This window comes from Pseudomonas sp. PS01297, from assembly GCF_029959305.1.
Lineage (GTDB): Bacteria > Pseudomonadota > Gammaproteobacteria > Pseudomonadales > Pseudomonadaceae > Aquipseudomonas > Aquipseudomonas helleri.
The window spans coordinates 1-19,037 of the sequence record NZ_JASCPQ010000009.1 but is presented as its reverse complement, the minus strand read 5'-3'; the positions used below and the strand labels follow the sequence as shown (position 1 = coordinate 19,037).

The 19,037-nt window shown below is 59.4% G+C and carries 21 protein-coding genes; 13 read left to right on the top strand and 8 right to left on the bottom strand.

Annotated features, from left to right (window positions below):
• The first annotated feature begins 582 nt into the window (after nt 1-582).
• The 3 genes from QMX84_RS05145 (at nt 583) to QMX84_RS05135 (ending at nt 4,649) form a co-directional block, all read left to right on the top strand.
• Nucleotides 583-2,697, top strand: coding sequence for a mechanosensitive ion channel family protein (locus QMX84_RS05145; RefSeq protein WP_282363351.1), 2,115 nt, complete (start codon nt 583-585; stop codon nt 2,695-2,697).
• Nucleotides 2,698-2,842: 145 nt separating this feature from the next.
• Nucleotides 2,843-3,727, top strand: a complete 885-nt coding sequence (locus QMX84_RS05140; protein ID WP_123751644.1) for a sugar nucleotide-binding protein — start codon at nt 2,843-2,845, stop codon at nt 3,725-3,727.
• Entirely contained in the window at nt 3,720-4,649 is a 930-nt protein-coding gene (locus tag QMX84_RS05135) for an NAD-dependent epimerase/dehydratase family protein (RefSeq protein WP_282363350.1), read from the top strand. Before QMX84_RS05140 ends, QMX84_RS05135 begins: the two co-directional genes overlap by 8 nt.
• A 188-nt stretch (nt 4,650-4,837) precedes the next feature.
• Here QMX84_RS05135 and QMX84_RS05130 read toward each other — a convergent pair whose 3' ends face one another.
• From QMX84_RS05130 to QMX84_RS05110, 5 genes are all read right to left on the bottom strand, one after another.
• Nucleotides 4,838-5,536 carry an OmpW family outer membrane protein gene (locus QMX84_RS05130; protein ID WP_262123469.1) on the bottom strand — a complete coding sequence of 233 codons (699 nt, stop codon included), beginning with the start codon at nt 5,534-5,536 and terminating at the stop codon, nt 4,838-4,840.
• 120 nt (nt 5,537-5,656) lie between these two features.
• Nucleotides 5,657-6,166, bottom strand: a complete 510-nt coding sequence (locus QMX84_RS05125; RefSeq protein ID WP_153336438.1) for a DUF3299 domain-containing protein — start codon at nt 6,164-6,166, stop codon at nt 5,657-5,659.
• A gap of 25 nt (nt 6,167-6,191) precedes the next feature.
• Nucleotides 6,192-7,457 carry an ABC transporter permease gene (locus QMX84_RS05120; RefSeq protein WP_262123470.1) on the bottom strand — a complete coding sequence of 422 codons (1,266 nt, stop codon included), beginning with the start codon at nt 7,455-7,457 and terminating at the stop codon, nt 6,192-6,194.
• 1 nt (nt 7,458) lies between these two features.
• Entirely contained in the window at nt 7,459-8,169 is a 711-nt protein-coding gene (locus tag QMX84_RS05115; RefSeq protein WP_048373878.1) for an ABC transporter ATP-binding protein, read from the bottom strand.
• Between the two features lie 141 nt (nt 8,170-8,310).
• Nucleotides 8,311-8,871 carry a DUF2796 domain-containing protein gene (locus tag QMX84_RS05110; protein ID WP_282363349.1) on the bottom strand — a complete coding sequence of 187 codons (561 nt, stop codon included), beginning with the start codon at nt 8,869-8,871 and terminating at the stop codon, nt 8,311-8,313.
• Between the two features lie 131 nt (nt 8,872-9,002).
• Here QMX84_RS05110 and QMX84_RS05105 point away from each other — a divergent pair, with 131 nt between their 5' ends.
• Entirely contained in the window at nt 9,003-9,350 is a 348-nt protein-coding gene (locus QMX84_RS05105) for a hypothetical protein (protein WP_282363348.1), read from the top strand.
• A gap of 104 nt (nt 9,351-9,454) precedes the next feature.
• On the opposite strand, the gene QMX84_RS05100 is transcribed toward QMX84_RS05105, so the two are convergent.
• The 3 genes from QMX84_RS05100 to QMX84_RS05090 are packed head-to-tail and all read right to left on the bottom strand — an operon-like array spanning nt 9,455 to nt 11,497.
• Complete coding sequence (locus QMX84_RS05100) at nt 9,455-10,330, bottom strand: co-chaperone YbbN (protein ID WP_153336433.1); 876 nt, start codon at nt 10,328-10,330, stop codon at nt 9,455-9,457.
• A gap of 31 nt (nt 10,331-10,361) precedes the next feature.
• Nucleotides 10,362-11,051, bottom strand: a complete 690-nt coding sequence (locus QMX84_RS05095) for a 50S ribosomal protein L11 methyltransferase (protein WP_282363347.1) — start codon at nt 11,049-11,051, stop codon at nt 10,362-10,364.
• A complete protein-coding gene (locus tag QMX84_RS05090) occupies nt 11,048-11,497 on the bottom strand; it encodes a YbaY family lipoprotein (RefSeq protein WP_048367771.1) in 450 nt (149 codons plus the stop codon). The genes QMX84_RS05095 and QMX84_RS05090 overlap by 4 nt, the downstream gene beginning before the upstream one ends.
• Before the next feature lie 406 nt (nt 11,498-11,903).
• On the opposite strand from QMX84_RS05090, the gene nrdR reads away from it, so the two are divergent.
• The 9 genes from nrdR to QMX84_RS05045 all read left to right on the top strand — a co-directional run bounded on the left by nrdR (nt 11,904) and on the right by QMX84_RS05045 (nt 18,975).
• A complete protein-coding gene (gene nrdR, locus QMX84_RS05085; protein ID WP_048367842.1) occupies nt 11,904-12,368 on the top strand; it encodes a transcriptional regulator NrdR in 465 nt (154 codons plus the stop codon).
• A complete protein-coding gene (gene ribD / locus QMX84_RS05080) occupies nt 12,365-13,498 on the top strand; it encodes a bifunctional diaminohydroxyphosphoribosylaminopyrimidine deaminase/5-amino-6-(5-phosphoribosylamino)uracil reductase RibD (RefSeq protein ID WP_173430600.1) in 1,134 nt (377 codons plus the stop codon). Before nrdR ends, ribD begins: the two co-directional genes overlap by 4 nt.
• A 47-nt stretch (nt 13,499-13,545) precedes the next feature.
• Nucleotides 13,546-14,208: a riboflavin synthase gene (locus tag QMX84_RS05075; RefSeq protein WP_282363346.1), complete on the top strand. Its 663-nt coding sequence runs from the start codon at nt 13,546-13,548 to the stop codon at nt 14,206-14,208.
• A gap of 16 nt (nt 14,209-14,224) precedes the next feature.
• Nucleotides 14,225-15,316, top strand: a complete 1,092-nt coding sequence (gene ribBA, locus QMX84_RS05070; protein WP_048367768.1) for a bifunctional 3,4-dihydroxy-2-butanone-4-phosphate synthase/GTP cyclohydrolase II — start codon at nt 14,225-14,227, stop codon at nt 15,314-15,316.
• 91 nt (nt 15,317-15,407) lie between these two features.
• Nucleotides 15,408-15,884 carry a 6,7-dimethyl-8-ribityllumazine synthase gene (ribE, locus tag QMX84_RS05065; protein WP_282363345.1) on the top strand — a complete coding sequence of 159 codons (477 nt, stop codon included), beginning with the start codon at nt 15,408-15,410 and terminating at the stop codon, nt 15,882-15,884.
• Nucleotides 15,881-16,381: a transcription antitermination factor NusB gene (gene nusB / locus QMX84_RS05060; RefSeq protein WP_262123476.1), complete on the top strand. Its 501-nt coding sequence runs from the start codon at nt 15,881-15,883 to the stop codon at nt 16,379-16,381. Before ribE ends, nusB begins: the two co-directional genes overlap by 4 nt.
• A 15-nt stretch (nt 16,382-16,396) precedes the next feature.
• Complete coding sequence (gene thiL / locus QMX84_RS05055; protein WP_282363344.1) at nt 16,397-17,362, top strand: thiamine-phosphate kinase; 966 nt, start codon at nt 16,397-16,399, stop codon at nt 17,360-17,362.
• 204 nt (nt 17,363-17,566) lie between these two features.
• Nucleotides 17,567-18,184, top strand: a complete 618-nt coding sequence (ribA, locus tag QMX84_RS05050) for a GTP cyclohydrolase II (RefSeq protein ID WP_048367839.1) — start codon at nt 17,567-17,569, stop codon at nt 18,182-18,184.
• A complete protein-coding gene (locus tag QMX84_RS05045; protein ID WP_282363342.1) occupies nt 18,184-18,975 on the top strand; it encodes a cobalamin-binding protein in 792 nt (263 codons plus the stop codon). The genes ribA and QMX84_RS05045 overlap by 1 nt, the downstream gene beginning before the upstream one ends.
• Nucleotides 18,976-19,037: the final 62 nt, after the last annotated feature.

Here is a 19,037-nt window from a genome sequence, read left to right as displayed (position 1 = left end):
AGCCTGTAATGCCCTATTCGAATGACTCTAATAGATGAAATTATGTTTGTAAATATGTCAGGAAAACTTTCATTTACGTAAACATGGGTATGTGCATTGCGTTGTTGTTTTGTTTTGGAGTGGGTTTGTAGTTGTTTAATCGTCTAAACATTAGGTGTGCTATGTAGGGTGTTTTGTATTTAAACAGTCTGCGCGTTTTTTGCTTTTTGTAAGGGGTGCCTGCTTTGAATCGTGCGTGTTGCCTTGATAAAATTGTTGGGTTTATGGGGTTTAAACTTGTTTTAAAGTTGTCGTTTATTCGCTCTTGTATGAAGTTCTAATAATAGTGATGCTCTTCACATATTGAGAACTTGTATCGCTGTTTGGTGCGTATGAAGTTTCTGGTGTCTGATCTTCGGGTTACACATTTTGTCTGGCCGTGTATTTTATGGCGGTCACTTCAGGCAGCCCCCGGTCGATGATTGCTGGCGTCAGAGGTGGCATTGACTACGCTGTAGGTGATCGAAAACTCAGACGTGCCCTGTATCGAACCTGATCATTTGGTACGGTGGGTCTATCAAGGATGTGCATGGGGCCCCGGGTTTGTCCAAATTCAAAACAGTTTTTGTGTTCCTCATCCTGTTGCTGTCAGGCAACGGCATGCTTCAAGCGGCACCCACCCTGGCCTCGGTCATCAAAGCCGAAGAGACCGACGGCAAACCGCCGGTACTGGTAGACGGCGGGCTGCTCGGGGTCTTGGGTTCCAGCATTGATGATGTGCAAGACCAGTTGGGGCTGAGCAAGCACTTGCTGGATATCTGGCGCCTGCGTGCTGAGCGGGCAGCCCATGAAGCCGGGGTGCTGGCCGACAAGGTGGTCGAGCAGCCTGATAAGAATGGTGTGGGCGACTTTTTCGTGTTGCTGGTTGTCTGGTCTGGTGTTTTTGCCGGGCTGATGCTGGCAGGCAAACTACTGGTACGTTCTTTGAACAACACCCGCGTCGTGCAAGCGCGTCCGCGCCTGCAGCTGCTGTTTCGCGCCGGAGTGCCGTACTTGCTGCCTGCGGTGCTGTCGTTGGTCGTCATCGTGTTCGGCAGCCACTTGCTGCCCAGCTCAATTGGCCGTGCTCTGGCAGTGTGTTTGACCTATGCCGGCAGCAGCGGGGTGTTTTGTGCGGCGCTGGTGATGTCATTGATCGCGATGCTCGATGCCGGCCACAAACGGCCCGCCGTGCGGATTATTCGTCAGCACTGTGTGCGTCCGTTATTCGCGATGGGGTTCTTTGCTGCGTTGAGTGACGGGATGGACACCCCGCAGGTCGGGCTCACGCTGGGCGCCAATGTCGCCAGTTGTCTCTCTATATTCTCTGGGTTGGTCGCGTGCGCCGTCTTTGCTTATCTGGCGATCAAGTTGCGTCGTCCAGTGGGGCAACTGATTCGCAATCGAGCGCTGGCGCAGCGCTTGGGGCAGCCTGCATTCCAGGAGTCGCTGCGGATTTTCTCGGTGCTCTGGTATTGGCCCATTCTGCTCATGCTGCTGGTCTCGGCGCTGGACCTGGTGGGCGTTGGCGAGGGCAGCGGGCGGGCGCTGCGCAGTGCATTGCTGACTTCAGGTTTGCTGATTGCAACGGTGTTTCTGGGTTCGCTTTTGCACCACTCATTCACCACACTCCTGCGCTCCAACGGTGCCTACCGCGTGCGTTTGATGATGGTGGTGTATGTGCTGTTGCGCATTCTGCTGGCCGTGGCCTTCATCGAATTGCTGGCGCAGATCTGGGGGTTCTCTGTGTTGGCGTTTGCCTCCGATAGCCACACGGGGCAAGTGATCAGTGACTCGCTTGGGCACATCCTGCTGATTTTTCTGGTCACCTGGCTGGCCTGGGTGGTGATGGATACCGCCATCCAGCAAGTTCTGGAGCCTCCGGTCACACGGCGCGGCACTCACGCACCGAGCACCCGCATCAAAACCATCCTGCCGTTGATCCGCAATGCCATAAAAGTAGTGCTGGCGGTGATCTTCACCATCACCACCCTGGCCAACCTGGGCGTGAACGTGACCCCGTTCCTGGCGGGCGCGGGGGTGATCGGCCTGGCGATCGGCTTTGGCTCCCAGCAACTGGTGCAAGACGTTATCACCGGGCTGTTCATCCTCATCGAAGACACCATCTCGGTGGGCGACTGGGTAGAGATCGACTCCAACCACGCCGGCACGGTCGAAGGGCTGACTATCCGTACCTTGAGGCTGCGCGATTCACGCGGTTATGTGCACTCGGTGCCCTTTGGTCAGATCAAGGCGGTGATCAACCATTCCCGGCAATTTGCCTACGCGTATTTCGCCGTTCAGTTCACCTATGACAGCGATATGGATAAAGCCTCGGACTTGATCAGCGAGGCAGGGCGGCAGATCAGCGATGACCCGTTGCTCAGCCTCAGTTTGCAGGGGGCGATGAGCGTGTACGGGATCGACAGCATGAACCTCGACGGGGTCACGATTACTGCGCAGTTCAGAACCATGTCTGGTGCGCAGGGCTCTATTACGCGGGCATTCAATGAACGGCTGAAAAAGCTTGTGGATAATTCTGCCGATGTACATTTTGCACAACATTATCCACAGGGCTTTTTGATACCTGCGCGTGACACCGGGCAAACCGCACAAGCGGCAGCTGAACCGCCGCGTTCTGCGCTTTTGCTGCCTGATATGCCGCCTTCATCACAGTGATGGCAAATAACCAGCTGCGCAGTTTGTCAGTGACGACACGCACAGAAACCCGCAAAATGGTGGGGTCTTGATCATGGCCAACAGCTTCCACGGTTGGTTTTCTGGTATATATCACCGTTCTGAATAGACTGAGCCTGCACACTCTATGCGAATGCGCCTTATGTTATTGGGCGGCGGAAATGCTCTCGGGCAGGCGCTGATTCGTCTGGGTGCCGAGGAAGACATCAATTTCCTCGCCCCGCGTCCGCCGCAAGACGGCTGGGACGCCGCGAGCCTGACGCAGCTGCTGGACGAGACCCGTCCGGATGCCGTCATCAACCTTGCGTACTACTTCGACTGGTTTCAGGCGCGTAGCGTGAGCGAAACACGCCTTGCCGACCAGGAACGGGCGGTCGAGCGGCTCTCTGAGTTGTGCCAGCACCACGGCATCACCTTGCTTCAGCCTTCCAGCTATCGAGTGTTCGACGGTTCGCGGGCCACGGCCTATAGCGAAAAAGACGAACCTGTGCCGCTGGGCCTGCGCGGTCAGGCGCTGTGGCGTATTGAACAAAGCGTGCGGGCCATCTGCCCGCAACATGTTCTGCTGCGTTTCGGCTGGTTGCTCGATGACAGCCCCGAAGGCAGCCTGGGCCGGTTTTTGGCTCAGGCAGAAAAGCCCGGCGAATTGTTCAAGGCCGATGATCGACGCGGTAACCCGACGCCGGTCGATGACGCCGCCCGGGTCATCATTTCGGTGCTCAAACAACTCGATTGCGCGGCGCCGCTGTGGGGCACTTACCACTACGCCGGGCATGAGGCCACAACGCCGCTGGCGCTGGGCCAGGCCATCCTGGATGAAGCGCGTCACTTACACCCGCTGGCCGTCCAGGCGCCAACCCCGCAGGCCCACGCTGCATGCCCTGATGCCTCAGAAGAGCCTCAGCATGCGGTACTGGCCTGTAAAAAAATCCTTCACACCTTCGGGATCAAACCTCGCGCCTGGCGTGCAGGGCTCCCTTCTTTACTGGACAGGTTTTATCGTCATGGTTGATGCTCCCGTTTTAATCACCGGCGGTGCCGGCTTTATCGGTTCCAATCTGGTGGACCGCTTGCTGGGCAAAGGTTATGCCGTGCGAATCCTCGACGATCTGTCGACGGGCAAACGCAGCAACTTGCCTCTGGATAACCCCAAGGTCGAACTCATCGAAGGCAACGTCGCCGACGCGGCACTGGTCAAACGCGCCATGGCCGGTTGCAGCGCAGTCGTGCACTTGGCGGCGGTGGCCTCGGTGCAGGCCTCGGTAGACGACCCGGTGAGCACTCACCAAAGCAACTTTGTCGGCACGCTCAATGTGTGCGAGGCCATGCGCGAAGCGGGCGTCAAACGTGTGGTGTTTGCCTCCAGCGCTGCGGTGTATGGCAACAACGGTGAGGGCGAGTCGATTGTTGAAGACACGCCTAAAGCGCCGCTGACCCCTTATGCTTCGGACAAGCTGGCCAGTGAGTACTATCTGGACTTCTATCGCCGCCAGCACGCGCTGGAGCCAGTCGTTTTCCGCTTCTTCAACGTCTACGGGCCGCGCCAGGATCCATCCTCGCCGTACTCAGGCGTGATCAGCATTTTCAGCGAACGCGCTGAAAAAGGCCTGCCGATCACCATCTTTGGTGATGGCGAGCAAACCCGCGACTTCATCTACGTGGGTGATCTGGTCGGCATTCTGGTGCAGGCCGTTGAAGCGCCACAGGTTGAAGAGGGCGCCATCAACGTGGGCCTGAACAAAGCCACAACCCTCAAGCAAATGCTCGAGTCCTTGAGCGAAGTGGTCGGCGAACTGCCACCAATCAGCTACGGCCCTGCTCGCCCGGGCGACATCCGTCACTCGCGTGCAGACAACAGTCGCTTGCTGCAGCGCTTCACCCTCGGTGAAACCACACCGATGAACGTCGGTCTGGGCCACCTGTTGGGGCGTTAACAACCCGTTTAACACTTCAACACCTTGTGGGAGCGGGCTTGCTCGCGATGGAAGCGACGCGGTTTTACAGAAAACCGCATCGTCTGCATCGCTGGCAAGCCAGGCTCCCACAGGTTTTGAAGTGCACCTTAAAAGGCGCTTTTTTCTTGCCGCTTGAAGCTAGAGGCTTTTAGCCAAGCGCTGCGCGCTTAAAACTTATAACCCAGGCCGACCATGTACACGAAAGGATCAACGTCGACGTTGACCTTGGCGCGGGTACCATCGCCTACGGCGCTGTTGTTGACATAGGCGTGCGTGTCGATATCGATGTAACGCGCCTGGGCGTTGATCATGATGTTGTCGGTCAGCATGTAGTCAGCACCGATCTGCCAGGCCACGCCCCACGAGTTGGATGCGCGGAAGTTGTCGAAACCTTCAGCCGATGCGCGGCTGCCCACGTGCTCGTCGTAGATCCAGGTGTAGTTGATACCGGCACCCACGTACGGTTGGAACACCGACTTGGAGTCCAGCGGGTAGTACACAACGCTCAGGGTTGGCGGCAAGTGCTTGAGAGTCCCCAGCTTGCCGTTGGCTTGAGGCAGGCCCGTATTTTTGAGTTTCACGTCATGCTCAAACGGGGTCGCGGCCAACAGTTCGATACCCACGTGATCGGTGATCATGTAGGCAAAGTTAAGACCCAGTTGCGTGTCGCTGCTCATGGTCGCCTTGCCGCCCAGATCGGTCCCGCCCAACGAGCCGCGGTCCACTTTGACGTGGGAGCTATCGGCTTTCGGGTTTACCGTAATGGCACCGGCGCGCAGGATGATGTCACCCTCGGAATGCGCGTGGGCCAACGGTGCGACAACGGCAAGCGTCAGCGCGGCGGCGCTAAGCAGGGACTTTTGCATGGGAGCTCCATTGGGATATTTAAAATTTATATAACCAATGGTAATGAGCGGCCGGGCCCGTTCTGTTGACCCAGCTCAATGAAAAGTGAAGACGTGAAAATTTCGTGAACAGCTGCCGGGTTAGTCCGGCAGTTCGTAGACCACGATCTTTTGTGCATCCATCTGATAGCCCGCGTCAGCCAAGTCGCTGGTGCTGGGCTTGACCTGCAGGGCACCGACGATCCAGTACGGTTGATACAACTCGTCGACCTGAACCCCGACTTTGCTGGTCACGTGCACGATCTGGTTGGACGGCGGAGGCGGCACGTGGATGCACGCGCCAAAGTACGGTACCAGCAGAAACTCCGTAGTACGCCCCTCTTCATTGACTTCCAGCGGCACGATGTATCCCGGCAGGCGAATCAGTTGGCCATCGAGTTGGGTGACCACGGGGGCGTTGGGCAAGTCCTGCTTGGCCGCGGGAGCGGTCTCCATGTCGCCCATTTGCGACAGGTCATGCAGCGGTGTCATGTTCGGCACTTCGGGCGGCGCGTCTGGCGGAATCATCTCTGACCACGTCAGTTCTTTCGGCTCGGCCGCCCACAAGGGTGTGCTCACCCAGAGAAACAGCGCCAGCAGCACACCAGACATCGCAGCTTTTTTCATTAACCTGAGCTCATAAACGAATGGACAGACCATCGGCCAGCGATTGTCGGTAAGCGCGCCATGCCGGTACGCAGCCCATCAGCAGGGCGGCTGCCAGAATACCGCCGAGCAGCGTCCATTCATATTCACTTGGCCAGGCCAGCGGCAAATAGATCCCGTAATTCGACTGCACATACCCCTGAGCCAGCGCGATGCACACGTACAGCAAGCCGACGCCTGCCACCACGCCTGCCAAAGCCAGGGCCAGCGCTTCAAACACCAGCAGCGTGGCGATATGCCAGGGCCGTGCACCCACCGAGCGCAGGATCGCCATCTCGCGGCGGCGCTCATTGAGGCTGGTCAAAATGGCCGTCAGCATGCCGATCAACCCCGTCAGCACCACAAACAGCGACACTACGAACAGCGCCTTTTCAGCGGTGCTCATCAGGCTCCAGAGTTCCTGCAACGCCACGCCGGGCAGAATCGCCATCATCGGCTCGCCGCGAAACTCATTGATCTCGCGTTGCAGGGCAAAGGTCGAAATCTTGCTGTTCAGGCCGAGCATAAACGCCGTGATGGCCTGAGGTGTCAGGTCCATATTGCGCGCCTGGTCGGCAGTGACCCGGGCAGCGCCTTGGGCAGGCACGCCGTTGTGCCAGTCGATATGGATCGCCTCCATACCGCCGAGGCTGATATGCAGCGTGCGGTCCACAGGCGTGCCGGTGCGCTTGAGGATGCCGACCACGGTGAAGGGCTTGTCGTCGTGTTTAACCAGGCTGACCGCAGCCACGCCATGGGCCAGCACCAGCTTGTCACCCAGCTTGTAATGCAGCGCCTCGGCCACTTCGGCGCCTAGCACGACCTCGAACGGGTCGGTCTGGAAGGCACGACCGCTGGCTAGCTCAAGGTTTTGCCGATGGCCGTATTGATAGTGCTCAAAGTACGCCTCGCTGGTGCCCATCACCCGGTAGCCGCGGTGCGAGTCACCCAAAGACATCGGGATCGCCCATTTCACTTTTGGGTTATTGGCGAAGTGCTCAAAACTGTCCCAGCGGATATTGTTGGTGGCATTGCCAATCCGAAACACCGAATACAGCAGCAAATTGACCGACCCCGAACGCGCGCCCACGATCAGGTCGGTGCCGCTGATGGTGCTGGCAAAGCTGGCGCGGGCTTCGGTGCGCACCCGCTCCACCGCCAGCAGCAGGCACACCGACAGGGCGATGGCGAATGCGGTGAGGATCGCGGTGAAGCGTCGGTTGGCCAGGCTGGCCAGGGCTAGGCGAAACAAATACATCTCAGACCTCTGCCGGTGTAGCGGCGCGATTAAGTTCAGACAACGACAGGTTGCGGTCGAAGAGCGTGGCCAGGCTTTGGTCGTGGCTCACAAACAGCAAGCTGGCGCCGGCCTCCCGGCACTCGGCAAACAGCAACTGAATAAACGCTTCGCGGGCGTCCGCATCGAGGGCAGAGGTGGGCTCATCGGCGATCACCAACTCGGGCTGGCCGATCAGCGCGCGGGCGGCGGCAACACGTTGTTGCTGGCCGATGGACAACGAGTCGGCACGGCGCTCCAGCAGGGCCGGATCTTTGAGGCCCAAATGCGCAAGCAGGGTTTGCGCGGCCTTGGCAACGCTGCCATGGCGCTGGGCGGCGCGGCTGGCGCGCAATTTAGAAAAGTGACACGGCAGTTCAACGTTCTCGCGCACGGACAAAAACGGCAGCAGGTTGAACTGCTGAAAAATATACCCCGTGTGATCAACCCGAAACCGGTCCCGGGCGCCTGAGCCCAACTCACTCAGTTCTTGCCCCAGCAAACGTATCGTCCCCTGACTGGCTTTTTGCACGCCGCCCAGCAAACCCAGCAAGGTGGTTTTGCCGCTGCCGCTGGGGCCTTTCAGAAACAGCGTTTCGCCGGGTTCAAGACGGAACGCCGGAATATCCAGCAGCACCGGTTGCCCGGGCCAACTGAAACTCAGGTCATTGAGTTCGATAAGTGCTTGGGTCATGGGGAAGGGCTATCACCTGCCAATGAGAATGTTGACGTTGTAGTCGCTGCCGAAGGCTGCGATAAGGGCCGCAGGACCTTCAACAGCAGGGTTGCTGCGCACCCCATCGCAGCCTTCGGCAGCGACTACAAAGCGGGGAGTTTAGAACTTCAGGCTTGGCGCTTTAGGCGTCAGCTCAGAACCTTGCTGGCCGCTGCCACCAATCAATTGCACCTTGATTTTGTGGGTGCCCGGGAAGGTCTTGAAGAACTGGGTCAAATCCAGTGCTTTCAACGCCTCGGGGTTGGCGCACGTGAATGCATAGTGCGCTTCTATGTCGCTGTGGTGGTGTTCTGTTTTTGCCGCACCGGCTTCTTCAGGGGCGGCTTCGAACAACGGGCTGTCCAGGTCCTGGGCTTCAACCACACACCCAGCCGCCTTTGGCAGGCTGAACAGGGCCAGCGGGTTTTCCAGTTGAGTGCGTGCGGAATCGACCTTGGCCTTATCGGCGTCCGTGGTCGCAATGTGCTCGAAACCCACGATGTTGACGGACGGGCCGTCGAGGTCCAGCTCCAGGGTTGGGCCGTCCAGGGCCACATTCATTGTCCCGACACCATGCTCGTGGGCACCCAGGCTGCCGTGTTCATGGTCATGATCGTCGGCGGCGTGAGCCATGGTCAGTGGCAACAGAGCAAACGGCAAAGCAAGAAGCAAACGGCGCATACCATGACTCCAACAAAAAAGGTATTAAATGTTATGTAATCTTATAACAATAAATTCGAGATTTTGCCCGTGTGCTTGGCGTTCTGCAAGCCGCATGGGAGCATGCCCCATGAAATTTAAGGAGCAGGACGATGGTGCGAATTCGCGGAACGATAGGTGATTGGCCGGTTGACCTCACCGTAGAGCTGGATGAGGGCGACTGGGCGAAACTTGGCGCGCAACTGCACGTGAGCGAAACCCCAGCCCCGAACACGGCGACGCCCGCCAAGCCCGTAAGCCAGGACGATGTGCTGTGGGAAACCACCAAAGACCTGCTGCGCAACGCCGGGCAAATCACCGGCCCGGAACTGCTGAGCCAACTGGAAGCCCTGACAGGCAGCACCGGTGCGGGCAAACGCCTGTTGGTGCGCCTGCGCCACAGCAGCCAGGTCAAAGTCGTCAGCGGCGTCGATTCACCGCTCTACAGCTGGATCGAATAACCCCGCAAACACACCCCCGTAGGAGCGAGCTTGCCTCGCGATCTTTTGATCTTAAAAGATCGCAGCCATCGTGCCTCGGCAGCTCCTACCAGAGATTTTTGACCTTAGTACAACGCCGCAAACAGCTTGCGGCGGTAGGTCGTTACCAGCGGGTGGTCATTGCCCAGCAACTCAAACACTTGCAACAAGGTCTTGTGAGTAATGCCTTCGTTGTAGCTGCGGTTGCGGGTGAACAGCTTCAGCAGGCCATCCAGCGCACCCTCATATTGCTGGCGGGCCAACTGCTGAATCGCCAATTGGTACGCCGCCTCATCATCCTGCGGGTTTTGCGCCACGCGGGTTTTCAAATCGGCCACGTCTGGCAGTTCTGCCGCCTGGCGCAGAAACGTCAATTGCGCCTTGGCACCGGCCAGTTCGGCTTTGTGCTCATCGCTTTTAACCGCGTCCAGCACCGCTTGGGCTTCGGCCAGTTCATTGCGCTCGGCCAGGCAGCGACCGTACAGAATCAGCGCTTTGGCGTTGGTGTTGTCTTCAGTCAGAATGCCTTTGAGCAACGCTTCAGCATCGGCAAAACGGCTCTCGGCAAACAGCGCCTGCGCTTGCTCCAGAGGGTCTGCTTCTTCGGGCTCAGGCATTTCAACGTGCGGCTCCAGCAAGGCGCGCACGGCGGACTCAGGCAAGGCCTCCTGGAAGTGCTCGACCGGCTTGCCCTCTTTAAACAGCACCACGATGGGCAGGTTCTGAATGCCGAAGTGTTGAACCAATGCGTGTTCAACGTCGCAGTTCACCTTGGCCAGCAACAACTCGCCCTGATAACTCTCGGTGATTTTTTCAAGGATCGGCAGGATCACCTTGCACGGTGCGCACCACTCGGCCCAGAAATCCACCAGAACCGGTTGCTCGAAAGAAGCGTCGACCACCAGCTTCTGAAAATCGGCTGCTGTAACGTCGAAGCTATAAGAAGGCGTAGGCTGATTCATCAAGAGTCTCGAAACAGGTAAATGAAGGCAACTATAAAGGCTGCACCGGCAGGCTGAAAGCCGCGCGCGTGCGTTGCGCGTGATACAGGCTGACGTTGCGAAACTCATGGGGTTCGGCCAGGTCTGGCAAGGTCAGCGCCTTGAGGCTGCCCAGTTGTTGGTACAGCGGATGCTGGAAATCGCGCACCCGGGAATCAGCGACTAGCGTTTGCTGGCCGCGGGTCAAAAACTGATCCAGCAACGGCAAGTTCTCGCGGTCGTACAGTACATCCGCCACCAGGACCAGATCGAAGCGGTCAGCTTCGGCAAAGAAGTCGCTCGAATAATGCAGCTGTACGCCATTGAGTTCGGCATTCGCCCTGCAGGCCGCCAGCGCTAATGGGTCGAGGTCGCAGGCCACCACTTCCAGCGCGCCAGCCTTTGCCGCCGCTATCGCGGCAATCCCCGAACCGGCACCAAAGTCCAGCACGCGCTTGCCTTGCACCCACTGCGGCTGCTCATCCAGGTAGCGCGCCAACGCCAGGCCGCTGGCCCAGCAAAAGGCCCAATACGGAGGCTCATAGAGAATGCGCCGGGTCTCATCGGGGGTGAACTCACGGTCCATGTTCTGCGCATCAATCAGCCAGAGCTTGAGTGCCGTGCCTGGCAGCTCGGTGATCACCAGGCGCGCATCGCCGAGCAATGCGCGTAAAGACTGCTGCAGGTCGAGCGGTGTGTTCATGGTGCGCTGACAAAGGCCAGGGTGCCCACATTCTGCGTCGAGGGCTGGCTGATGATGCGTGACGGCAGGTGCAGGATCAATTGCCCGGACTGGCTGGCCCGCCCGCGCAACTCAACCCGTGCCCCGGCAGGGAAGGCTTCAGGGTTAAAGCGCAACTTGAAGGGCAATGGCTGGTTATTGCCGATGATCTTGCTGCTGGCCATCAGCCCCTGCGGGCGGCCGCGCTCGTCAACAATCAGGATCGCCAGCTCCACCTCGGCGCCTTTCGGTGCCCCGGTCAGCACACCGCTGAGTTCACGCTGATACGCCGGCAGTGGCCCCAGATCGGCCGGTGCGTCGGTTTCTGGCTGGGCCAGCACTTGAGTTTGTGGCGGTTTGGCAGGCTCGCTGCTGCAAGCGGCCAGCAAACCGACGAAACACAGCAAAACACACGTTCGTAGTGACATGAGAAGCTCCAGCGGCAGGTCAGTCGACGTCAAAAATTGTGTAAAAAGGTAGTCGGCGGACTGTATACCGTAAAGCCTATGGCTTGTCTTGCCACCGGGATGCGCCAGGGTCTGTCCCCGCTTCATTGCAAGCCGCGTCGCTGGGTAAAATTTAGCCAGGCAAGGCGCAGAGCGAAGGGAATGGTTGTTCCCTTCCCAAGCTCTGCAACGTAGCCTGGCTAAATTTGACACGCGACCCGCAGGGACGAAAGCCCACGTGGCGCAGGGCAGCGTTGCTCAAAGCTTATTGGGAACAACCAAACTACGCTTCTCGCGCCTTGCCCTGCACCACGTGGGCTTTCGTCGCGGTTGCAATGAAGCGGGGACAGACCCTAACATGGCCCTCCCATTTTTTGTTGCCGCCACCATGCACTGTCCATTCTGCGGTGCCAACGACACTAAAGTCATCGACTCGCGTCTGGTCGCCGAGGGCGATCAGGTGCGCCGCCGGCGTGAATGCCTGGCCTGTGGTGAGCGTTTCACCACCTTTGAAACAGCCGAGTTGGTGTTACCGCGACTAATCAAGCAAGACGGCAGTCGTCAGCCCTTTGACGAAGAAAAACTGCGCGCCGGCATGCAGCGAGCACTGGAAAAGCGCCCGGTCAGTGTCGAGCGCCTTGAAGCTGCCTTGGCCCATATCAAAAGCAAGCTGCGCGCCACCGGCGAACGCGAAGTCAAATCGCTGGTCGTCGGTGAGCTGGTCATGACCGAGCTGCAAAAGCTCGACGAAGTGGCCTATATCCGATTCGCCTCTGTCTATCGACGCTTCCAGGACCTCAACGAGTTCCGCGAAGAGATCGATCGACTCGCCCGTGAGCCTTCCAAAGAATGACCCTGACCGCCGAACAAGCTGTTTTAGACGCCCATTACATGGCGCGAGCCATCGAACTGGCGCGCAAAGGGCTGTACACCACTCACCCTAATCCACGGGTCGGTTGCGTGATCGTGCGCGACGGGCAGGTAGTGGGCGAAGGCTGGCACGAGCGTACGGGCGAGCCCCACGCAGAAGTCCACGCCCTGCGTGCTGCAGGCGCGTTGGCCCGTGGTGCTACCGCCTACGTCACCCTCGAGCCGTGCAGCCACCACGGGCACACGCCGCCGTGTGCCGATGGCTTGCTGCATGCGGGCATTGCCCGAGTGGTTGCAGCCATGCAAGACCCCAACCCGGAAGTCGCCGGGCGCGGGCTCAAGCGGCTTGCCGATGCGGGCGTTGACGTGCGCAGTGGCGTGCTTGAGCAAGAAGCGCGGGCACTCAACCCCGGCTTTCTTAAACGCATGGAACACGGCCTGCCGTTTGTGCGGGTCAAAATGGCCATGAGCCTGGATGGCCGCACCGCCATGGCCAACGGTGAAAGCCAATGGATCACCGGCCCGGCTGCGCGCTCGGCGGTGCAGCGCCTGCGCGCTGAAGCCAGTGTGGTGCTGACCGGCGCTGACACCGTGCTGGCCGATGGTGCGCGCCTGACCGTGCGCGGGCCTGAGCTGGGCTTGAGCCCCGAGCTGACCGCGCTGGCGCTCAGCCGTCCGCCGCTGCGGGTATTGATTGACGGGCGCTTGCGTGTGCCGCTGGATGCACCGTTTTTCAAGGCTGGCCCGGCCTTGGTCGCCACCTGCGTGCCGCCCGCCGAGCAATATCGCACCGGCCCCGAGTGCCTGGTGATCCACGGCGCCAACGGCCAGGTCGATTTGCGCAAACTGCTGGTGGCGCTGGCCGCCCGTGGCGTCAATGAGGTGCTGGTTGAAGCCGGTCCGCGTCTGGCTGGCGCCTTTGCCGAGCAAGGCCTGGTCGATGAATACCAGATATTCATCGCCGCCAAGTTTTTGGGGTCGACCGCGAGGCCGTTGCTTGAGCTGCCGCTGACCCACATGAGCGAAGCGCCGTTGCTCAAAATCACTGAAATGCGCGCGGTAGGGGATGACTGGCGAGTCACAGCCATACCTGTGTCGCCCGCGAGCGTATAATTCTCAGCCTTCGTTTAGCGCAGGTTTTGTTCTCAAGGGGAGCGCCCATGTTTACCGGCATTATCGAATCCATCGGCAACATCCGCGCACTGACCCCAAAGGGTGGCGATGTGCGGGTTTATGTAGAGACCGGCAAGCTCGATTTGAGCGACGTCAAACTCGGCGACAGCATCGCGATCAACGGCGTGTGCCTGACCGCAGTAGAGCTCCCGGGCAACGGTTTTATGGCTGACGTCAGCCGCGAAACCCTTGATTGCACCGCGTTCAACGACCTCAAAAGCGGCAGCCGGGTCAACCTGGAAAAAGCCCTGACCCCGACCACACGTCTGGGCGGCCACCTGGTCAGCGGCCACGTTGACGGCGTAGGCGAAGTGATTTCCCGCGAGGAAAACGCCCGTGCCATCGAGTTCCGCATCCGTGCACCCAAGGAACTGGCCAAGTACATCGCCCATAAAGGCTCGATCACCGTCGACGGCACTAGCCTCACGGTCAACTCGGTCAATGGCGCCGAGTTTTCTTTGACCATCATTCCGCACACCCTGAGCGAAACCATCATGGACGACTATCGTCCAGGTCGCCGGGTCAACCTTGAAGTCGACTTGCTGGCGCGCTACCTCGAACGCCTGCTGCTGGGCGAAAAATCCGCCGAGCCGACCTCGGGTGGTATCAGCGAAAGTTTTCTGGCCGCCAACGGCTACCTAAAATCCTGAAATAAGGGGGTGCCGCGTGGCGCTCAACAGCATCGAAGAACTGGTTGAAGACATCCGCCAAGGCAAGATGGTCATCCTGATGGATGACGAAGACCGCGAAAACGAAGGCGACCTGATCATGGCCGCCGAGTGCTGCCAGGCTGAGCACATCAACTTCATGGCGCGTTTCGCCCGTGGCCTGATCTGCATGCCGATGAGCCGCGAGCGCTGCGAAACGCTCAAGTTGCCGTTGATGGCGCCGCGCAATGGCTCAGGCTTTGGCACCAAGTTCACCGTGTCCATCGAAGCCGCCACCGGCGTGACCACCGGCATCTCGGCCGCCGACCGTGCACGTACGGTACAAGCCGCCGCAGCCAAAGACGCCAAGGCCGATGACATCGTCAGCCCGGGCCACATCTTCCCGCTGATGGCACAAGCGGGCGGCACCCTGGCCCGTGCTGGCCACACAGAAGCCGCCTGCGACCTGGCGCGCATGGCCGGTTTCGAGCCAAGCGGCGTGATCTGTGAAGTGATGAATGACGATGGCACCATGGCCCGTCGCCCTGAACTGGAAGCGTTTGCCGCTGAACACGGCATCAAAATCGGCACCATCGCCGACCTGATTCACTACCGGATGATCCACGAACGTACCGTTCAGCGGATTGCCGAGCAGCCACTGGACAGCGAACTGGGCCAATTCAACCTGGTGACCTATCGTGATTCTGTCGAAGGCGACGTGCACATGGCACTGACCCTGGGCAAGATCTGCGCCGAAGAGCCGACGCTGGTACGGGTGCACAACATGGACCCGCTGCGCGACCTGTTGCTGGTCAAACAGCCCGGCCGCTGGAGCCTGCGCGCCGCCATGAGCGCCGTGGCAGAGGCGGGCAGCGGTGTGGTGCTGTTGCTGGGCCACCCGTTGGACGGCGATGTATTGCTGGCGCACATTCGCGAAACAGCCGATGCGGCGCCGGTGAAAAAGCCGACCACCTACAGCATCGTCGGAGCAGGCTCACAGATCTTGCGTGACCTCGGAGTACGTAAAATGCGCCTCATGAGTTCACCAATGAAGTTCAATGCCATATCCGGTTTTGATCTGGAAGTTGTAGAATACGTGCCCGCCGAATAATGACCGGACATTTCCAGTCCCGATTCGTGGCCCAATATCCTTAAAGAACGCACGCAAGTGCGTTCTGGCTCTTTAATACGAGACATACCGAATGACCCTGAAGACCATCGAAGGTACCTTCATCGCCCCCAAAGGTCGCTACGCACTCGTCGTCGGCCGTTTCAACAGCTTCGTCGTCGAAAGCCTGGTGAGTGGTGCTGTTGATGCCCTGGTTCGCCACGGTGTAAGCGAAAGCGACATCACCATCATCCGTGCACCGGGTGCGTTCGAAATTCCGCTGGTTGCGCAAAAAGTTGCCCAGCGCAACGAATTCGCCGCCATCATCGCCCTGGGCGCTGTTATTCGTGGCGGTACTCCGCACTTCGAATACGTGGCTGGCGAGTGCACCAAAGGCTTGGCTCAGGTGTCCATGGAGTTTGGCGTACCGGTTGCATTCGGTGTGCTGACCGTTGACTCGATCGAGCAAGCTATCGAACGTTCCGGCACCAAAGCTGGCAACAAAGGCGCTGAAGCTGCAATGTCCGCTCTCGAAATGGTCAGCCTGCTGGCAGCGTTGGAGGCCAAGTGATTTCCGACGAAAGCGATCGTTTCAACCCGCGCGATCCTAAACCTGCGGATGCTGGCAAGCCCTCCAAGAGCGCCAAGCGTCGCGAAGCGCGTCAGCTCGCGACCCAAGCGCTGTATCAGTGGCACATGGCCAAGCACTCGCTGAACGAGATCGAAGCCCAGTTTCGCGTGGACAACGACTTCACTGACGTTGACGGTGCTTACTTCCGCGAAATCCTGCACGGCGTACCGGCCAATCGTACCGAGATCGATGCTGCCCTGGCGCCATGCCTGGACATCACCATCGAAGAGCTGGACCCGGTTGAACTGGCGGTTCTGCGCCTGTCCACCTGGGAACTGATCAAGCGTGTCGACGTGCCTTACCGCGTCGTGATCAACGAAGGTATCGAGCTGGCAAAAGTCTACGGCTCCACTGACGGTCACAAGTTCGTCAACGGTGTTCTGGACAAACTGGCACCTCGCCTGCGTGAAGCTGAAGTCAAGGCGTTCAAGCGCTAACTCGCGCTGTTGGCCATGGGCGAGTTTGAGCTGATCCGCAACTTCTTCGCTGCCGCGCCCTGTGCGCAAGGCGGCGTGGGCGTTGCTTTAGGCATTGGCGACGACTGCGCCCTGCTGGATGTTCCCTTCGGGGAACAGCTGGCGATCTCCACCGACACCCTGGTAGCCGGGGTGCACTTCGCAGATCCTTGCGACCCTTTCTTGCTCGGTCAGCGTGCGCTGGCCGTGGCGGCCAGTGATTTGGCGGCCATGGGCGCCACCCCTATTGCGTTTACCCTTGCCCTGACGTTGCCGACAGTTGAAGCCGCCTGGCTAGACGCGTTTGCCCGTGGTTTGAACCTGATGGCTCAGGCGTGCGACCTGCGGCTGATCGGCGGCGACACCACGCGTGGTCCACTGTGCCTTACCTTGACGGTATTTGGGCGCGTGCCCACGGGCCAAGCCTTGAGCCGCAGCGGCGCGCGCCCCGGCGACTTGCTGTGCGTGGGCGGTGAGCTGGGCAATGCAGCGGGCGCATTGCCGCTGGTCCTGGGTCAATGCAGCGCTGCCCCGGCAATTGCCGAGCCCCTGCTGGCGCATTACTGGTCACCGCAACCGCAATTTGCGCTGGGCCAAGCTCTGCGTGGCAAAGCGACCTCGGCACTGGATATTTCAGACGGTCTTTTAGCTGACTGCGGGCATATCGCACTGGCTTCGCGCGTGGGCTTGCAGATCGAAAATGACCGCGTGCCGATGTCGCTGGCCCTGCAAGAGTTTTTGGGGGATGCGGGCGCGCAAAAAGCGGCCTTGAGCGGCGGTGACGATTACGTGCTGGCCTTTACCTTGCCAGCCGTTGAACTGCCGACCTTGCTCGCTGACGGCTGGCCGATCCACGTCATCGGCCGCGTAATTGAAGGGCAGGGCGTCAGCCTTGTCGACGAGCACGGCCAGGACATCACCCCGGCAATCCGTGGTTACCAGCACTTTCATGGCCAGCCCTGACTCTTCATCGTAGGAGCTGCCGCAGGCTGCGATCTTTTGCTCTTGAACCGACCTGGTTGGGTCAGGCATCAACAGTACAGGTTGTATAGCTATCAAACTTTTTGATATTTATCTCCGATAATTCAGCCTAAGCGTCTGTAGGAACGTCCTGTTACAATGTCGACTCTGCGAATTTCCAGTCCTCAAACTGATCAGGAGCACATGGTGCCCGTCGTTTTCGTTGCTGCTTGCAAGCTCCCAACCCCCTTTGCCGAATTCACCATGCATGGCTTTTTAGAACAAGCCACGGGTCGTGAACACGTTGTGCTCAGTTTGGGCGACGTGGCAGACGGTGCTCCGGTATTAGGCCGGGTGCACTCCGAATGCCTGACCGGCGATGCCTTGTTCAGCCAGCGCTGTGATTGCGGCTCACAACTGGAAGCCGCTTTGCAGGCCATCGCCCGCGAAGGTCGTGGCGTGTTGCTGTACCTGCGTCAGGAAGGCCGTGGCATTGGTCTGTTAAACAAAGTGCGCGCTTACGCACTGCAAGATGGCGGGGCCGACACCGTTGAAGCCAACGAGCGTCTGGGCTTTGCTGCGGATCAGCGCGATTACGCTATCTGCCTGCCGATGCTTGAGCACCTGGGCGTCAATTCGCTGCGCCTGATGACCAACAACCCGCGCAAGGTCAAAGCCTTGACCGACATGGGCATCACCGTGGCGGAGCGCGTACCGCTGCACACCGGGCACAACCCGCACAACAAACTGTACCTGGCAACCAAAGCCAACAAGCTTGGGCACATGATGGGCAACCAGCACCAAGGCGAGACAGATCCGGCGTGATGCGCTACTGGCTGGCAATCCTGTTGCTGGCCGTGGGTTTACCCTGCATGGGCGCCAGCCGAGTGATCAGCCTGGCGCCATCGCTCTCTGAAATCGTCGTTGAACTGGGGGCCACCGACCTGCTGGTCGGGCGCCTCGACGCTGGCGAGTCACTTCCCGAACTGGCCGCTGTGCCCTCTGTGGGCCGCTATGGCCAATTAAACATCGAGCGTTTACTCAGCCTGCAACCCGACCTGATTCTGCTCTGGCCGGGCAGCGTTGGCGTTGCCCAGCGCGAGCAACTGCACCGCTTCAACATCCCGACCTACACCGCCGACCCTCAAACCCTTGATCAACTGATTGAGCAGATCCAAACCCTTGCCGTCGCCTTGGGGCGCCCGGAACGCGGTCAGGAACTGGCTGATCAACTGCGCGCCCGTCTGGCCGAGCTGCGCACCCGCTATCACCGCGACACGCCGCTGCGGGTGTTTTACCAAGTGTGGGATCAACCGCTCTACACCCTGGGCGGCGGGCAAATCATCAGTGATGCCTTGGCCGTGTGCGGAGCGAGTAACGTGTTTGCCGACCTCAAACTCCCCGCCCCGCAAGTCAGCGTCGAGTCGGTATTGCAGCTAAATCCACAAATAATCATTGCGAGCACCCAGGCGCAACTCGACGCCTGGAAAGCCTGGCCGCAACTGGATGCGGTCAAACACGGGCGTTTAGTGCTGTTGAGTGATAAAGGTGTTGAGCGCCCGAGCGGGCAAATGGTGCAAGCAACCGGCAGGTTGTGCGAGCAAATCGCCCCCTGATCCCTGTAGGAGCGAGCTTGCCTCGCGATCTTTTGATCTTTAAAAGATCGCGAGGCAAGCTA

Bases quoted from the DNA above. Each gene is read 5' to 3' on its own strand.
- QMX84_RS05140 (WP_123751644.1), top strand. From the start codon at position 2,843: ATGCGAATGCGCCTTATGTTATTGGGCGGCGGAAATGCTCTCGGGCAG.
- QMX84_RS05135 (WP_282363350.1), top strand. From the start codon at position 3,720: ATGGTTGATGCTCCCGTTTTAATCACCGGCGGTGCCGGCTTTATCGGT.
- QMX84_RS05130 (WP_262123469.1), bottom strand. From the start codon at position 5,536: ATGCAAAAGTCCCTGCTTAGCGCCGCCGCGCTGACGCTTGCCGTTGTC.
- QMX84_RS05125 (WP_153336438.1), bottom strand. From the start codon at position 6,166: ATGTCTGGTGTGCTGCTGGCGCTGTTTCTCTGGGTGAGCACACCCTTG.
- QMX84_RS05120 (WP_262123470.1), bottom strand. From the start codon at position 7,457: ATGTATTTGTTTCGCCTAGCCCTGGCCAGCCTGGCCAACCGACGCTTC.
- QMX84_RS05115 (WP_048373878.1), bottom strand. From the start codon at position 8,169: ATGACCCAAGCACTTATCGAACTCAATGACCTGAGTTTCAGTTGGCCC.
- QMX84_RS05110 (WP_282363349.1), bottom strand. From the start codon at position 8,871: ATGCGCCGTTTGCTTCTTGCTTTGCCGTTTGCTCTGTTGCCACTGACC.
- QMX84_RS05105 (WP_282363348.1), top strand. From the start codon at position 9,003: ATGGTGCGAATTCGCGGAACGATAGGTGATTGGCCGGTTGACCTCACC.
- QMX84_RS05100 (WP_153336433.1), bottom strand. From the start codon at position 10,330: ATGAATCAGCCTACGCCTTCTTATAGCTTCGACGTTACAGCAGCCGAT.
- QMX84_RS05095 (WP_282363347.1), bottom strand. From the start codon at position 11,051: ATGAACACACCGCTCGACCTGCAGCAGTCTTTACGCGCATTGCTCGGC.
- QMX84_RS05090 (WP_048367771.1), bottom strand. From the start codon at position 11,497: ATGTCACTACGAACGTGTGTTTTGCTGTGTTTCGTCGGTTTGCTGGCC.
- nrdR (WP_048367842.1), top strand. From the start codon at position 11,904: ATGCACTGTCCATTCTGCGGTGCCAACGACACTAAAGTCATCGACTCG.
- ribD (WP_173430600.1), top strand. From the start codon at position 12,365: ATGACCCTGACCGCCGAACAAGCTGTTTTAGACGCCCATTACATGGCG.
- QMX84_RS05075 (WP_282363346.1), top strand. From the start codon at position 13,546: ATGTTTACCGGCATTATCGAATCCATCGGCAACATCCGCGCACTGACC.
- ribE (WP_282363345.1), top strand. From the start codon at position 15,408: ATGACCCTGAAGACCATCGAAGGTACCTTCATCGCCCCCAAAGGTCGC.
- thiL (WP_282363344.1), top strand. From the start codon at position 16,397: ATGGGCGAGTTTGAGCTGATCCGCAACTTCTTCGCTGCCGCGCCCTGT.
- QMX84_RS05045 (WP_282363342.1), top strand. From the start codon at position 18,184: ATGCGCTACTGGCTGGCAATCCTGTTGCTGGCCGTGGGTTTACCCTGC.